13 protein-coding genes are annotated in these 15,302 nt (G+C 64.7%); 4 read left to right on the top strand and 9 right to left on the bottom strand.

Features of this window, described 5'->3' with window-relative positions; genetic code table 11:
* Positions 1-65 precede the first annotated feature (65 nt).
* The gene (locus tag AC1DR1_RS13610) at positions 66-1,856 is read right to left on the bottom strand and encodes an NAD(P)-binding domain-containing protein (protein ID WP_476992737.1); all 1,791 of its coding nucleotides are present in this window, start codon (positions 1,854-1,856) and stop codon (positions 66-68) included.
* A gap of 205 nt (positions 1,857-2,061) precedes the next feature.
* On the opposite strand from AC1DR1_RS13610, the gene AC1DR1_RS13605 reads away from it, so the two are divergent.
* The gene (locus AC1DR1_RS13605) at positions 2,062-3,399 is read left to right on the top strand and encodes a GAF domain-containing protein (protein WP_476992736.1); all 1,338 of its coding nucleotides are present in this window, start codon (positions 2,062-2,064) and stop codon (positions 3,397-3,399) included.
* Positions 3,400-3,420: 21 nt separating this feature from the next.
* On the opposite strand, the gene AC1DR1_RS13600 is transcribed toward AC1DR1_RS13605, so the two are convergent.
* Together AC1DR1_RS13600 and AC1DR1_RS13595 are read right to left on the bottom strand one after the other, a co-directional pair.
* Entirely contained in the window at positions 3,421-4,347 is a 927-nt protein-coding gene (locus tag AC1DR1_RS13600) for a hypothetical protein (protein ID WP_476992735.1), read from the bottom strand.
* Positions 4,344-4,937 (bottom strand): DUF6318 family protein, encoded by a 594-nt coding sequence (locus AC1DR1_RS13595; protein ID WP_476992740.1) that lies wholly within the window; start codon positions 4,935-4,937, stop codon positions 4,344-4,346. The genes AC1DR1_RS13600 and AC1DR1_RS13595 overlap by 4 nt, the downstream gene beginning before the upstream one ends.
* Before the next feature lie 269 nt (positions 4,938-5,206).
* Here AC1DR1_RS13595 and AC1DR1_RS13590 point away from each other — a divergent pair, with 269 nt between their 5' ends.
* The 3 genes from AC1DR1_RS13590 to AC1DR1_RS13580 all read left to right on the top strand — a co-directional run bounded on the left by AC1DR1_RS13590 (position 5,207) and on the right by AC1DR1_RS13580 (position 6,611).
* Complete coding sequence (locus AC1DR1_RS13590) at positions 5,207-5,641, top strand: pyridoxamine 5'-phosphate oxidase family protein (RefSeq protein WP_229994555.1); 435 nt, start codon at positions 5,207-5,209, stop codon at positions 5,639-5,641.
* A gap of 54 nt (positions 5,642-5,695) precedes the next feature.
* Positions 5,696-6,151 (top strand): very short patch repair endonuclease, encoded by a 456-nt coding sequence (locus AC1DR1_RS13585; protein ID WP_229994556.1) that lies wholly within the window; start codon positions 5,696-5,698, stop codon positions 6,149-6,151.
* 169 nt (positions 6,152-6,320) lie between these two features.
* On the top strand, positions 6,321-6,611 hold the full coding sequence (locus AC1DR1_RS13580) for a hypothetical protein (protein WP_476966943.1): 291 nt from the start codon (positions 6,321-6,323) through the stop codon (positions 6,609-6,611).
* Positions 6,612-6,641: 30 nt separating this feature from the next.
* Here AC1DR1_RS13580 and AC1DR1_RS13575 read toward each other — a convergent pair whose 3' ends face one another.
* The 6 genes from AC1DR1_RS13575 to AC1DR1_RS13550 all read right to left on the bottom strand — a co-directional run bounded on the left by AC1DR1_RS13575 (position 6,642) and on the right by AC1DR1_RS13550 (position 15,087).
* Positions 6,642-8,051 carry an McrC family protein gene (locus AC1DR1_RS13575; protein ID WP_476992734.1) on the bottom strand — a complete coding sequence of 470 codons (1,410 nt, stop codon included), beginning with the start codon at positions 8,049-8,051 and terminating at the stop codon, positions 6,642-6,644.
* Positions 8,044-10,275 (bottom strand): McrB family protein, encoded by a 2,232-nt coding sequence (locus AC1DR1_RS13570; protein ID WP_229994559.1) that lies wholly within the window; start codon positions 10,273-10,275, stop codon positions 8,044-8,046. Before AC1DR1_RS13570 ends, AC1DR1_RS13575 begins: the two co-directional genes overlap by 8 nt.
* Positions 10,276-10,328: 53 nt before the next feature.
* A complete protein-coding gene (locus AC1DR1_RS13565) occupies positions 10,329-10,652 on the bottom strand; it encodes a hypothetical protein (protein ID WP_476992733.1) in 324 nt (107 codons plus the stop codon).
* Positions 10,653-10,724: 72 nt separating this feature from the next.
* On the bottom strand, positions 10,725-11,156 hold the full coding sequence (locus tag AC1DR1_RS13560; RefSeq protein WP_229994561.1) for an acyl-CoA thioesterase: 432 nt from the start codon (positions 11,154-11,156) through the stop codon (positions 10,725-10,727).
* Between the two features lie 113 nt (positions 11,157-11,269).
* A complete protein-coding gene (locus AC1DR1_RS13555) occupies positions 11,270-13,210 on the bottom strand; it encodes an ABC transporter ATP-binding protein (protein WP_476992739.1) in 1,941 nt (646 codons plus the stop codon).
* Positions 13,211-13,353: 143 nt separating this feature from the next.
* Positions 13,354-15,087: an ABC transporter ATP-binding protein gene (locus tag AC1DR1_RS13550; RefSeq protein ID WP_476992732.1), complete on the bottom strand. Its 1,734-nt coding sequence runs from the start codon at positions 15,085-15,087 to the stop codon at positions 13,354-13,356.
* Positions 15,088-15,302: the final 215 nt, after the last annotated feature.

The raw sequence follows: 15,302 nt of genomic DNA, 5'->3' as shown, positions 1-15,302 counted from the left end.
GCCGTAACCCCAGTCTGGTGGCCGTACCTGGGATTGTCACGACCCTTGTCACTCAGCGGGTGTGGTCAGCGGGTGTGGTGCGTGGGCTGCAACTCGAAGACCGGCGTCGGCAGTTTTTCCATCCTTGCTTGGAGCTGCAGCGCCAGATAGTTGGAGTAGTGGCGGCTCTGGTGCAGGTTGCCGCCGTGGATCCAAAGGTTCTCCACGTTTGTGGGCTTCCACATGTTGCGCAGTTCCCCCTCCCACGGCCCCGGATCCTTGGGCGTGCCCGATCCGAACCCCCAGCACTTGCCAACGGCGTCGGCCACCTCGGGCGAGACCAAATCAGCCAACCAGCCGTTCATCGACCCATAGCCGGTGGCGTAAATGATGACGTCGGCATCCAGTTCCGTGCCGTTGGCCATCACGACGGAGTTGCCGGTGATCTTGCTGACCTCGCCATTGGCCAGCTTGACGCGGCCGTCGATGATCAGCTGGGAGGCACCGACGTCGATGTAGTAGCCGGAACCGCGCCTCAGGTACTTCAGGAACAGGCCGGAGCCGTCAACGCCGAAGTCCAGGTCAAAGCCGGCAGCCTCGAGCTGGGAGTAGAAATCCGCGTCCCGCCGGGCCATCTCCGCATAAACAGGGATCTGGGCCTCGGGCAGAATCCGGTACGGCAGCGAGGCGAACAGCAGATCGGCTTTCTCCGTGGTGACGCCGTTGGCCAGCGCTTTTTCGGAGTACAGATCGCCGAGGGCCAAGTCCATGAGGGATTCGCTGCGGGCAATATGGGTCGAGGACCGCTGGACCATGGTGACGTCAGCCCCGTGTTCCCAGAGGTCGGCACAGATATCGTGGGCGGAATTGTTGGAGCCGATGACCACGGCCTTCTTGCCGGTCCAGTCTCCGCCGCCCGGGTGCTTGGACGAGTGGTACTGCTCCCCCAGGAAGGACTCGGCGCCGTCGAACGTGGGGACGCTGGGGTACCCCGAAACGCCCAGGGCGAAGACGAGCTGCTTCGGGCGCAGGGTGACCGGTGCGCCGTCGCGCGTCACCTCCACCACCCACTCCGCCGAGGATTCATCGAAGCGGGCGTTGGTGCACTCGGTCTTGGACCAGTAGTTCAGCTCCATGATCCGCGTGTAGTTTTCCAGCCAGTCGCCGATCTTGTCCTTGGCAGCGAAAACCGGCCAGTCGTCCGGGAACTTCATGTAGGGCAGATGGTCGTACCAGACCGGATCGTGCAGGTGGAGGGACTTGTAGCGGTTGCGCCATGAGTCTCCCGGGCGCTCGTTCTTCTCGATGATGATGGTGGGCACGCCGAGCCTGCGCAGCCGCGCCCCCAGCCCGATCCCGCCCTGGCCGCCGCCGATGATGACCGTGTAGGGCTGGTCTTCGTACCCGAGGCGCGCCTCTTGCTCTTCCTTCAGTTCCAGCCAGGATTTGCGGCCCTTGGTGATTTCATGGGCGACGCCCTTCGACCGGTTGAGTCCCCTCTTTTCCTCGTATCCCTTGAGCTCCTGCATGGTGGTGAGCAGGGTCCAACATTTGCCGTTCCGGAGGCGCAGATGCGCGTAGCCGCGGGCCTGGGCGGTCTCGAAGTTCACCCAGGCCTCGGCGTTGGCGGCGTCCCCGGTGGCGTCTTCGGCGAGGGTCCAGTTGCGTGGCTGCACGTCATCCAGGGTCGCGTCGAGCATGCGCCGGATGTCTTCCTTGCCCTCAAGGGTCTTGAGGTTCCAGGTGAAGGAGACGAAGTCGCGCCAGTACGAGTCGTCGTCGAAAAGTTCAAGTGCGGCGTCCGTGTTGTGGCCGCGCAGTGCCTCATCGAACTGCGCCAACCACGCCCCGACGACGCCGTTTGGTGTCTCAGGCATGATTCCTCTTTCCGTTGCTGACAGTGGGCCGCTTCCGTTGCGTGACGCCTAGACCACGCAGTGACCCGCATCACAAGTAAAGTTGGCAGGGGGTTACAATCGGGTTACACGGAGCTCTCAAGCTGTCGGCCGGCGCGCACGGTGACCGACGGCGGCAGGGAACCAGCCGGGTGCGACGGTTCGAGGGCGAGTTGGGAGAATGAGGATGCGGCAGGGCAACGGCTCCATCACGCATCCCTCAGACCTCAGGTTTTCAGCGCCGGCGGAGTACGCCCGAATACTCCGCGCGGCGCACGAGACCACCATGTCCGGCACTCCGGATTCCCACCTGTCGCCGTCGCTCATCAAGTCCTGGCAGCGTTCCCTCGCGTTGGGCATCAATCCGGACCAGCACCGTCCGCTGCACCGGCACGAAGTCTCCGAGGCACGATCCCTCAGTGCCGGCCATCGGCTGGCTGCGGTCATGCCCGCCCTGTCACAGTTGCTGGCCGATGAGACCGTGACCGGGCGCCATTTGCTCATTGTGACTGACCACGAAGGTGAAGTGCTGTGGCGCGTTGGTAGCAAACAGGCGCTGCGGCTTGCGGACTCCCTGGAGTTCGTGGAGGGTGCCGACTGGTCCGAGTCAGGGGTGGGCACCAACGCCATTAGCGAAGCCTTGGTGACCGGCGCCCCGGCGCAGCTCTTCTCGGCCGAGCACCTCGTGCGGACCCACCATGACTGGGCCTGCACGGCCTCTCCGATTCGCGACCCTTTGACCGGCCAAATCGTTGGCGTCCTCGATGTCTCCGGCCCGTTCGAGTCGGTCACGCCGGACAGCCTGCGGCTGGTGCGTTGTGGAGTGCGGCTTGCGGAGGAGCTCCTGAAATCGGCTCCGGTTCCCGACGGCGGCGTCGGGCGTTCAGGGCAGCTGACACGACGTCATGAGGGGACAGTGCGCGACGGCGGCACCCGGGCACAGCTCATGCTGCGGCTTTTGGGGGACGAGCCGTCCGCGGCGGTCGATGGCGGCAGCAGTCGCCCGCTGACACTGCGCCGTGCCGAGATCCTGGCCCTGCTGGCCTCGCGCGACCAGGGCTGGAGTGCCGATGAACTGGCTTGCGAGATCCATGGCGACGCGGGCACCGGCGCGGCGATCCGGACCGAGATGCACCGGATACGCAGCATGCTGGGCGATGTCCTGGAGGCGAACCCCTACCGATTCTCGTCAACTGTCAACGTCGTGACGGACGCCTCGGTTGTGGCGGCCCATCTTCGGGACGGCCGGGTTGCCGAGGCATTCGCGGCCTACCCGGCAAGGCTTCTCACGCGTTCGGTCAATCTGGCGATCGGGTTCATGCGCGACGAGCTCAACACGGCCGTGGGAGCGTCCGTACGCTCCAGCGGTGATGCCAGGCTGATGCTGCAGTGGTGCACGAGCGACATGGGGTCCTTCGATACCGCAACTGCTGCTGCCGCGGTGGCACTGATCGGACCGGACGATCCCCGTTGCCAGCTCGTGAGCGCCCGGATGGCGCGGGTGGACCGCGAGCTGCGAGCCTAGCCCCGAACTGCGGATTAGCGATTAGGGCGGAGGCGGGGCGACGCCGGGGCAGCCCTGGCCCTGGGGGTTCTGCAGGCAGGTATCTGCATAATTCCTGGTGATCGACCGCCAGACACTGACGGTCTGCGGCGGCGAGCTGAAGGAGCCTTGGCCCGGGATGGGAAGGGGTGGGCCTCCATTGACGGAGTATGTGCCTTGGAAATGCGTTGTCAGAACCACCGGGAAGTCGCCGGTCTGGGCGTAGACGTGGCTCGTCAAGGTCCTCTCGCCCCAGCGGTCCTGCGGCAGCGGTCCACCGGCCGCCGTTTGCGGCCCAAGCGAAGTGCCGTCGCCATAGCTCCAGCTGTACTGCACGGGCCTGGCAACGATGGCGACATCTTGGCCCAACATGTCCACGCTGAAAGTCTGCTCGGCGGCTTCCGCATAGAAATTTGTCTCAGCGCCTCTGAGAGTGTGCGGACTCGGCTGCGTAACACTGCTTCCCGAGTTGATGGGAAGTTGCTGAAATTTGGTCTGAATCTGGGCGGCAATCTGGCCCAGCACGTCCACGGGTTTCTCAAGGTAGACGCAGCGGTCCGGACGAACCGCTGACCATATGGGCGGGTCAAAAACTCGCAGTGACGTGTACCAACGAACGGGCCGCCCGTCGCGCCCTTGATCACACCGAGCGGCTGCTGCCAGGCAGGGCACGTCGAAGTTGTTGTTGTTATTTATCAGGCAAAGATATTCGAATCTGTAGATGTTGGGGTCTTCCGCTATCCCGCCCGGCGCATCCACCCATACGCCGGTGTTCGCGTCGTAGCGCCACACGGACACGGTGACGCCGGTCTGGTTCCAGCCCCCTTTCACGGGAGATTCCGAAGAGTCGACTCTCGCGAATACCGGTGGCCCGGAAAGAAGAACGAGTATTGCAATGAATGAAGGAAGTCTGCTGACGATGGAACTCACCGACTCTTGGCCAAGTGCTCGACCGTAACGGCCCTCCAAGCTCCGCCTGTATACGATGCGACCATGATGTCGCCGTTCGCGGGGCCTCGCTCGGTCTTTTCGTCCAGTGTCTTGTCCGCTCGATAGTAGGACAGTGTGTCCTGATACACCTGAATCAGGACTTGGTACTCAGCTGGGCTTGACTCAATGAATTTGGTTTGCACACCCTCCACAACCATTTTTCCTCCGGCCAGCCACCTACCCTCGGAATTCCAACCTTGGACAACTTCTTTCACCCGTCCACAAGAGACGCATGTCGGACTCGACACCAATTCCAGCGGTTCGATATCTCCGGTCTCGTATGCGTAGGAGAGGGTCGTATACCAGTACCGGGCAAACGCCTCAAGTCCTTCCTTCGTCTCCGCCTTTGCAGCTTCCGGCAGCTCGGGAACCGGGACGTTCTGCGCTCTGCCGGTCGCGTCGGCCGGTTTGTAGCTGGCGGTGGGCGTCGGAGCTGCACTCGGAGTGGACGATGCTGACGGACTTTGCGAATTAGCAGGTGGAGACCCGGGCGGTGGCGTTCCGCCCCCGTTGCAAGCTGTGACCGACATCAGCGAGATCGACACCAAAGCGACCGCACAGGCTCGCCAGGGACCGGAAGACGAAGTGCGAGATGTCATGGTCAGCTACTCCCCCGATAGAAAATCAAGACGCGCGAGTCCAAACAATGCTTAAGAGTAACCGACGTCACATTTTAGACGTCAAAGTTATCCACAGCAGTGCCCAGTCTCGGAGGAAGCCCGATAGAGACCGGCAGTCTGCCCGCCATGAGTCCTTTAGCCCCTAGCCATCTCCCCATCGAGGCCAGAACAATAGGCCCATGATGTTTGAACACGCAGACGGCGATCCCATCCTCAAGCTGGACGACGAGCAATCCTGGAAGCTGATTGACAGTACAAAACACGGTAGGCTCGTGGTCACTGTCGCCGGAGAGCCCGACATCTTCCCGGTGAACTACGTGGCCAGCGGCCGGAAATTGTTCCTACGCACCGCCCCCGGCAACAAGCTCGCCGAGCTCACCATCAACTCCAAAGTGCTATTCGAAACTGATGGAATCCTGTCCGAGGAAGCGTGGTCAGTGGTCCTGCGCGGCACCGCGCGGGTACTCGATCAGTCGGCGGATATAGCTGACGCCGAGGCCCTCGGACTCAAACCGTGGGTTCCGACGTTGAAGGACTTCTACGTGGAAATTACGCCGACCTCGGTCAGCGGACGCCACTTCCAGTTCGGCGAACACCCGGAGCGGGAGATCTAACGCCCGACGGCGCCCGACGGCTGCCAACACTTGGCACCGGCCTAGACTTAAACAATGGCGGACAGGCTGACCCCGGAGCGGCGCAGCTGGAACATGTCCCGGATCCGGGGTAAGAACACGAAACCGGAAATGCTGGTCCGCAGGCTGCTGCACGCGAAGGGATACCGCTATCGCCTGCACGGCACCGCGGGTGGCGGCAAACTCCCGGGCAACCCCGATATTGTCTTCGCCGGCCGCCACAAGGTCATCTTCGTCAACGGCTGCTTCTGGCATTTCCACGACTGCCGGGTGGGACAGCACGCACCCCAAGCAAATGCCGAGTTCTGGGAAACCAAGCGCACACGGACCCGGAACCGCGACGCCGACCAGCGGATTCAGCTCGAACGCGACGGCTGGGATGTGCTCACGGTGTGGGAGTGCGAGCTGAAGGATCGATCGGCGTTGGAGCTCCGGCTGGACGCATTCCTTCGGGGCCTGCCAACGGACGAACCCACTGAGGACGCCCGATGACCAGCAGAAATCCCGCGTGTCGCAGTGCCCGCTTCCGATGCAGTCTGAACTGCCTCAGCTAATATTCGACTCCGGGGGCCTTAGGCATTATTCGGTCAGTACCACTGCGTACTGCAAACACGGGAGAGCGCACATGCCCCACTTGCTGATGTCCAGCGATGAGCCCGACATGGCTGCTACGCCAGCCGATTCCAGTCCCACGGTTCTTGAGTTCCCCCGCTTCGGCCACACCAGAAACCGGGCCGTTCGGGTCCGCCAGTTCCGCGGAGCGGACCCTGATTTGGAGCCGCTGCGCCGGCAGGCAACCTCGATCATTGACGAGGTCCTCGCGGACACCAACCCGGAAGATGCGCCCGTGCGGGAGAAACTTCGGTGGCATGTCGCGAACAACCCGGGCCAGCCGGAAAAGGCGCTCCTGGATCATCTGCGGACAGTGGCCGACCAGCAAGCATCCGCCTAGCTGGCTGAGCGGTTTAGCTGGCTGAACGATTTAGCTGGCTGACCTGTCGATACTGGCCTGCCGGAGCACTTCGCCCCAGGACTGCTGGGCAAGATCTGCCACGGAGGCCAGGATTTCCGACGGCGGCAGGGACAGATCCAGCGGGAACTCGACAATGTCGATGTCGGTATTGAGAATCCGGCGCAGCTTGATTTCCCCTGCACCCGGGTAAATAATCCACGCCGTCGGCACCCGCAAGGATGTGCAGTAGGCGAGCATCCGGTAGTGGTCGCCCGAGATGGACGCGCCGGTGTCAGCGGCGGCCTTGTACTTGGCGTCGTACACCATCACGGGCCGGCCGCCGAGGAAGTGGACGGCGTCCGGCTGGACCACAATCCGGTCCGAGTCGCGGACGGCCTCATTCAGCAGTGTGTTGTAGCGCAACCGCATTTCCCCTGGGTAGGCGGCCATGGCTTCGCGCAGCGCCGTCCCCACGAAGTCCTCGAACACCTTTGCCATGTCCACTACGAACGACGCCGACTGTTGCTTGCCGTCGCCGGCCTCCGCCGAGGCGTTCCGCAGGATCAGTTCGGCGAGCCGGAGGGCCGCGTGGTAGCGGGTGTTCATCCGGCTGGGCCGCCACTGTGGCAGCGGCGCGCCGGACTGCAGGCGCGTCACGGCGTCGAGCTTTCCCTTCAGCTGGCGCAACCGGCTAAGGACTTCGGGCCGAACGCGCGGCACTTGGGACATCCGTTCCAGCGCGGCGCGCAGAATCCGGTTCTCTGCGATGTCCTCGGTGAACTCGTCGTAGGAGACTTCCAGTGGGACCAGCATCCCCGGCCGGCGGGAAATCTGGTCCGACATCCGGATCCGGCCCTTAACGGTCCGGAGGGATTCTTCCACCATGAGGTACCCCTGCAGCACGCCGCGGCTCAGTGCCCGGTCCGCAAGCTGCGCCAGGGATTCGGCCAGGGCGCTCCAAAGGTCGGTATGCTCCACCGCGGCGACCGAATCGTCSCGGAACCCCTGGTCCCCCGCGTAGCCGAGGAGGAACAGCAGCCGGTTCAGCCCGAGCCGTCCCTTCGGCCGCACCTCCAGCTGCACGGTGGGGGTCCGCACCGAGCCCACGCTGCCCACGGGTTCGATCCGGTACAGTCCCATGCCCATCGGCGAGGCTTTCGCCAGGCCGCTGGCGTTGACGTAGGCCGCAGTATCCGGATCAAGCCGCTCCACGACGCCTGCGGAGAGCTCGTCGAGGACAATGTGCCGGCAGGGGTCCGCCGCGCCGCCACGCCCGGACAAACCGCGCCCGGACAAACCACGCCCGGACAAACCAGATCCGGATAGGCCACGCCCGGCCGAACCGCGGTCCGATGCATTGCGGTCCAGCGCGGCCCGGTCGGCGCCACGGTCCGACGATCTGCGCTCGAGCGCTACGGCATCCCCGGCCAGCCTAGGCATTCGCCAGGCGGCCCATGAGTTGTTCCAGCCCGAACCGTTCCTCGAGCTGGGCACGGTTGAGCTGGCCGTGATAGTGCTCCTCCAGCAGCGGCATGAGCTCGTACTTCCAGATTCTGCGGAGGCCCTTGGGCGTCTGCGCAGACTTCTTCATGAAGTAAGAGGGCCCGATCATGAGGTCGCGGTCCCATTCGTCGATCGCGTTGTTCAACGCGTCAAGCAGCAGGGCCGGCGTCGTGTCCAGGTCGCGGGCCTGGAGGAAACGTAGCAGGGAGCCCTTCACGGGTTCCGTCTTCGGGTGCAGCTCGATGAAGGAGAACCGCCGCCGGATGGCCGCGTCCATCATCGCGATGGAGCGGTCGGCCGTGTTCATGGTGCCGATGATGTAGAGGTTGTCCGGCAGGGTGAACGGTTCGTTGGGGCTGTACTGGAGGTAGATGCGGTCATCGCGGTATTCGAGCAGGAAGTACAGCTCGCCGAACACCTTGGCCAGGTTCGCCCGGTTCATCTCGTCGATGATCAGGAAGTACGGTTTGCTCTCGTTGCCGGGCTTGGCAGCTTCCTCGGCGAGCCGGCGCAGCGGACCTGCCACGAGCTTGAAGGACACCTGGCCCTCGTCCGTCTTGTCCGGCCGGAAGCCCTCGAAGAAGTCCTCATAGGCGTACGACGGGTGGAACTGGACCAGCTTGACCCGCTCGTCCGTGGTGTCGCCGGCGAGCTCGGCGGCGAGGTGCTTGGCAAGGTACGTCTTGCCCGTTCCCGGCGGACCGTAGAGCACCAGCTGCCGGTTCTCCTCGAGGAGCTCGGCGATTTCCTGCAGCGGGTCCAGGTCCATGTGCAAGGACGCGGCGAACTCCGGTGTCAGCGGCCGGAAACCGTCATAGGCAGGTTCGACGGCGGCATCCGGCTCGGCGCCGTCGCCGTCCTCGGCTTCCGCCTCTGCCGGCAGGAGCGTCTCGAGCGCCTGGATCACGCGGGTGATGTCCACGATGTTGCCGGATGTGGTCAGCTGGCGCTGCACGTGGCGGGGCAGTCCGGTGACGTCGTGTTCCTCATCGAACCAGCGAACCTTGCGGCGGAGCTGGCGGTTGTCCTTGCCATGCTCCGGTTCGCCCAGGACCACGCCGATCCGGACCTTGCCCGAGCTCTGGAAGAGCGCGAGGTCTCCCGGCTTCATCACGGTCAGGAAGGCGAAGACGGCGGTCTTGGTGTCCTCACGCTCCACGTAGCCGAGGTGCTTGTAGTCCTCGTCCACTGCGTTCTGGACCAGCCCGGCGGTAACGCCGGGGTCCAGCAGGCGGAGGTGTTCGACGTCGAGCGTCACCGCTTCCTCGTCCCGCCACTCCCCCAGCCGCTCGGCGTTGTCGTGGTGGGTGCGCAAAAGCCAGGCGCGGCGGCCGGGGTCGCCGACCTTCCGCCACTGGCTCACCAGCTGGCGGGAGTACCAGTCGATCCGCTGCCCGGCCTGCTGGTCCAGGTGCAGGCGGATCCTGTGGATGTCGGCGGAAATGTCCTCGTCGCTGTCCCCCTTGGCCCCGCCCACCAGGGAAGCGAAGGCGTCTCGGATCTCCTGCCGTTCAACATCGGCCACAACGGGTTCGAAGTAGCTCGGCCAGACCAGGAACTCAATGCTGCGGCGGATGGCCGGCTGGTCATCCGGGGTGCCGGCGACCAGCCGGTGGAAGGCCAGCGGATCCTTCACCGCAGCCTGGACGACGTGGGCCGGCCGCTGTGCGACGTGCTGCACGAAGCGGCAGAGCCATTTCAGGTGGTCCCAGATGGTCCAGTTGAATTCCGCGGTGCGGTCCCGGATCACGCCGTGGTCCGTCATTCCCGCGTAGAGCTCGTCCGGGAGTTCCAGAGCAGGCTCCAGCCAGGACGCCGCCTCGGCGACGCGCGCCCGCTTGACCTTCAGCGACTTGACCTCGTGGGCCAGCGGCAGCGACTGGAGGAAGAGCAGCTCCACGGCCAGTTGCTTCGCCCCGCGGGTGGCACCTTCCAGGTTCTGACGCAGGTTGGTCATCATCGGCGCTTTGGGGTCGGGAACGCCACGTTCGAGGCGTTCCAGCAACTCCGCGGCAGCCTGGACCGACCAGGTTTTGGTGCGGCCGTCCAGGGCGGACGCCTTGCCCAGCAACCCCGGGCCCAGCACAAACCACGCGGCGTCTTCTATCTCCTTGGAGATACCGAGGGCACGGTGCAGGGCAGGCTTCTTGGCTGGGGTCATACGTTCAATTTACAGGCTTAAACTGAACGCGCGCATTTAACGCCGCCCGAAAGCTACCGTCGAGTAAATCTCGCGCGGGCAGCCTGCGGGGCCGATTTCGTGTCGGGACGGCGCTTCACACCGACGGTGAAATACGTGGCCGGGCCGATGAAGTTCACGAAGGTGGCAACCCGCCACAGTGCCTTGCTGCCCCGGATCTCCCCGGCCGGCCGCCGCGAGAGATCCCGCTGGGCAGCGATGAGCAGCGTCAGCTGAACGGTGGCCGTGACAATGGTTCCGAACCGTGCCATCGGCGAGAGTTCGCTCCACTTCTTCTTGCGTGTGTGCCTCGTGTGCATGTTCCCGTGCACGTTCTTGCCCATGTTCACAGCGACCACTGCTCCTTAAGCGTCGGGAATGAAGCGTCGGGATTGTTCATTCTAGGAGCCCCACCGGCACCGGGGTAGAGGCTATGGGACCGGGTGGGCGCGGGTGTACGGGGCCAGCCTCTCCTTCTGTTCCGGCGTCAGCCGCAGCACCCGGCCGGTTGCCTCATTGACGAAGGCCAGATGGCTCGTGGCCCGGACGCAGTCCTCCCGCGTGACGGGATCCTGGACCAGATAGTGGATGTCGAAGCTGGCGCCCTTGACCGCCCCGATCCACAGCTGGACGACGGCGGGCACGTTGCGGTATTCCAGCGTCTTGACGTACCTGATCTTGTGCTCGACCACGAGCGCCAGCGTCCCTTCCGGGATTTCGTTGAAGAGCGACACCAGGGGTTCGGTTCCCGGTAGCCCTGGACCCTGGGGCGGGCCGAACGCCGCGATCCGCGCTTCCTCCAGGATCCGGACAATCTGGACGTTGTTGATGTGCCCATAGGCATCCATGTCGCTCCAGCGCATCGGCACCTCCACCTCGAGGCGCCGAGGCTCCATGCCTGCACTCTCCCCGGGGGTGCCCGCCCCCGCTGTGCCCTCCCCAGCTGTGCCTTCCCCAGCAGCGGGCCCGGCGGCGCTCAGCTGTGCACCGCCGTCGCGTCCTCCGCGGAATCCAGCAAGGCGTCGTCCGCGTCCTCGCCGGCGAACTGGGACATGTACAGCCGGTAGTACGCGGCCTGCATGGCCAGCAGCTGGGCGTGCCGGCCCTGTTCGACGATCTGCCCGTCCTCCATGACCAGGATAGTGTCCGCGTCCCGGATGGTGGAGAGCCGGTGGGCGATGACGAAGCTGGTGCGCTCGGTGCGCAACGCGGCCATGGCCTTCTGGACCAGGGCCTCGGTGCGGGTGTCCACGGAACTCGTGGCCTCGTCCAGGATCAGCAGCGACGGGTTCGCCACGAAGGCCCGGGCAATGGTGATCAGCTGCTTTTCGCCGGCACTGACGTTGTTGCCTTCTTCGTCAATGACCGTGTTGTAGCCGTCCGGCAGCGCGCGGACGAAGCGGTCCACGAACGTGGCCTTGGCCGCCGCCATGATCTGGTCCTCGGTGGCGTCCAGCTTGCCGTAGCGGATGTTCTCGTAGATGGTTCCGCCGAACAGCCAGGCGTCCTGCAGCACCATGCCCACCTTGGCGCGCAGCTCCGAACGGCTCAGCCGGGTGATGTCCACGCCGTCCAGGGTGATGCTGCCGGCGTTCAGTTCGTAGAAGCGCATCACGAGGTTGACCAGGGTGGTCTTGCCCGCCCCGGTCGGTCCCACGATGGCCACTGTGTGTCCGGGCTCGGCCGTGAAGGACAGGTCCTCGATCAGCGGCCTGTCCGGCGTGTAGCTGAAGGTGACGTGCTGGAACTCGACGTGTCCATCGGTCTTGGCCGGGAGGTGCTCGGTGGCGGTCTCGGCGTCCTGTTCGTCGGCGTCGAGGAATTCGAAGACCCGCTCGGCGGAGGCGACGCCGGACTGCAGCATGTTGGCCATGCCGGCCATCTGGCCCAGCGGCTGGGTGAACTCGCGCGAGTACTGGATGAACGCCGTGGCGTCGCCCAGGCTCATGGCGCCCGAGGCTACGCGCAGCCCGCCGACGACGGCGATCCCGACGTAGCTGAGGTAGGAGACAAACTGCATGACCGGCATGATCATGCCGGAGACGAACTGGGCACCGAAGCTGGCCTTGTAGAGTTCCTCGTTGCGCTCGTCGAAGCGGGCCAGCATGTCGGCGTCGCGGCCGAACACGCGGACGAGGTCGTGGCCGGAGAAGGATTCCTCGATCTGGCCGTTGAGCTCGCCGGTGTTCTTCCACTGGGCGGCGAAGAGCTTCTGGCTGCGGGCGCCGATGATGCCGGCGGCCACGCCGGAGAGCGGCAGGGCGACGAGTGCGATCAGGGCCAGCTGCCAGGACACGATGAACATCATGATCACGATCCCGATGACCGTGAGGGCCGAGTTCACGAGCTGCGCGAAGGCCTGCTGGAGCGCCTGCTGGATGTTGTCGACGTCGTTCGTAACGCGGGAGAGGATGTCGCCGCGCTGGCGGGTGTCGAAGTAGTTCAGCGGGAGCTTGTTCAGTTTCTTCTCGGTGTCATCGCGCAGGGTGCGGACCACGCGCATGACAAGCACGTTGAGGACATACCCCTGGAGCCACAGGAAGATGTTGGCGACGAAGTACATCACCAGCACCACGCTGATGAGGAACGCGAGCTTCTGGAAATCGATGCCCGCGCCCGGCACTACGTCCATCTTGGCCAGCATGTCGGCGAAGTTGTCCTGGCCCTGGGCGCGCAGTCCTTCGATGAACTGCTCCTTGGTGGCACCGGCCGGGAGCTGCTTGCCTACTACTCCGGCGAAGATCACGTCCATCGCCTGGCCCAGGATCCTCGGGGCAATGACGTTGAGGACGACGGCGACCGTCACCATGGCGAGCACAGCGATGATGCCGGTGCGCTCGGGCTTCAGCAGCCCCATGAGCCGCTTGGCCGAGGGCCAGAAGTGCTGGGCTTTCTTGGCCGGCACGGCGCCGAACATGCCGCCGTCGGCTTCGCCGGGCGTGTACTCCTCCTCGATGAAGTCGTCGTCCGTCACATCAACGGCGGCTGTTGTGGCCGCGGTCGTGTCGGCTGCGGTCGTGTCGGCTGCGGCCGAAGTGGTGGAGACTTTCTCGTTGGTGCTCATGCCACTGCCTCCGCGCTCAGCTGGGATTCGACGATTTCCTGGTAGGTGCTGGAGCTTTCCAACAGTTCCTCATGTGTTCCGCGGTCCACGATCCTGCCGTTGTCCAGCACGAGGATCTGGTCCACATCGGCGATGGTGGACACGCGCTGGCCGACGATGATCACCGTGGCATCGGCCGTCTTGGCCTTGAGCGCCCGGCGGAGCCTGGCATCGGTGGCGACGTCAAGGGCCGAGAACGAGTCGTCGAAGAGGAAGACCTTGGGCTCGGTGACGAGGGCGCGGGCGATGCACAGCCGCTGCCGCTGGCCGCCGGAGACGTTGGTGCCGCCCTGGGCGATCCGTGAAGCGAGGCCGCCCTTCTTTTCGCGCACGAAGTCCGCGGCCTGGGCGACGGCCAGGGCCTCCCACAGGTCCGTGTCCGTGGCCTCGGGCTTGCCGAAGCGCAGGTTGTGCTCAATGGTTCCGGAGAACAGGTACGGCCGTTGCGGCACCATGGCCACGCGCTGCGTGATCTCGGCCCGGTCCAACTGGGTGACGGGGACGCCGTCGAGCAGGACCTCGCCCGATTCGGCGTCGTAGAGCCGCGGCAGCAGGGCCAGCAGGCTCGACTTGCCGGCCCCGGTGGAGCCGATGATCGCCACCGTCTGTCCGGGCTCTGCCGTGAAGCTGATGTTGCTCAGCACCGGCGCCTCGGCACCCGGGTAGGCGAAGGTCACGTTGCGGAATTCAACGCGGCCGGCCCTCGCGGCCGGCGCCACCGGGGTGAGCGCTTCGTGGATGGTCGGTTCGACGTCGAGCACTTCACCGATCCGGTCGGCGCAGACCGAGGCGCGGGGAATCATCATGGCCATGAAGGTGCCCATCATGACGGCCATGAGGATCTGCAAGAGGTACTGGAGGAAGGCCGTCAGCGAGCCGACCTGCATTTCGCCGGCATCGACGCGCTGGCCACCGAACCACAGCACGGCGGCCGTGGAGACGTGCAGGATCATGCCGATGGCGGGGAACATCAGCACGAACAGCGAACCGATCTTCAGTGAGACGTCGGTGAGGTCCTTGTTGGCCGCGCCGAAGCGCTCGGCCTCGTGGGGTTCGCGCACGAAGGCCCGGACCACGCGGATGCCGATGATCTGCTCACGGAGGACACCGTTGAGCCGGTCGATCTTCTCCTGCATGGAACGGAAGAGCGGCATGAGCCGGACCACAAGGTAGCCCACCACAACTACGAGCAGGGGCACAGAAACCCAGACGAGCCAGGACAGGTTGAGGTCCTCGCGCAGGGCCATGAAGATTCCGCCGATGCACATGATGGGCGTGGCCACCATGAAGTTCAGCGCCATGAGCATGAGCATCTGGACCTGCTGCACATCGTTGGTGCCACGCGTGATCAGGGTGGGCGCGCCGAAGACGTTGACGTCCCGGGCCGAGAAGCTGCTGACCTTGCGGAAGACGCCGCGGCGCAGGTCACGGCCGAACGCCATCGCGGCCTTCGAACCGAAGTAGACGCCGGCGATCGCGGTGGCCACCTGGATCAGGGAGACGCCGAGCATGACGCCGCCGGTGCGCCAGATGTAGTCCGTGTCGCCGCGGGAAACGCCCTCGTCGATGATCTGGGCATTGAGGCTGGGGAGGTACAGCGCCGCGATGGTCGAAGCCAGTTGAAAGATGACCACAGCCGCGATGTATGGCAGATACGGCTTGGAATAGCGCCGCATGAGGGTGACGAGCATGCCCACGAGTCCTTTGGGAAGACCGGACGATACGAAGACCGGATAATGAAGTGAGTTGAAAAGCTGATTGAAGACTATCCGTTGGGGCCGACAGCCTTAGCCACCCAACCCTACGAAATCCCCCGCCCGCGTGGAACACGGAACGCTGAATATCATCCAAACGGAGTACTTTCACGCCTGCCTGCAGCCGGCCGCGGCCTTGCCGCGCTAACGGA

It is taken from the genome of Arthrobacter sp. P4_F10 (assembly GCF_056401435.1).
The sequence above is the reverse complement of the archived record's forward strand: the minus strand, read 5'-3'. Positions and strand labels throughout refer to the sequence as shown.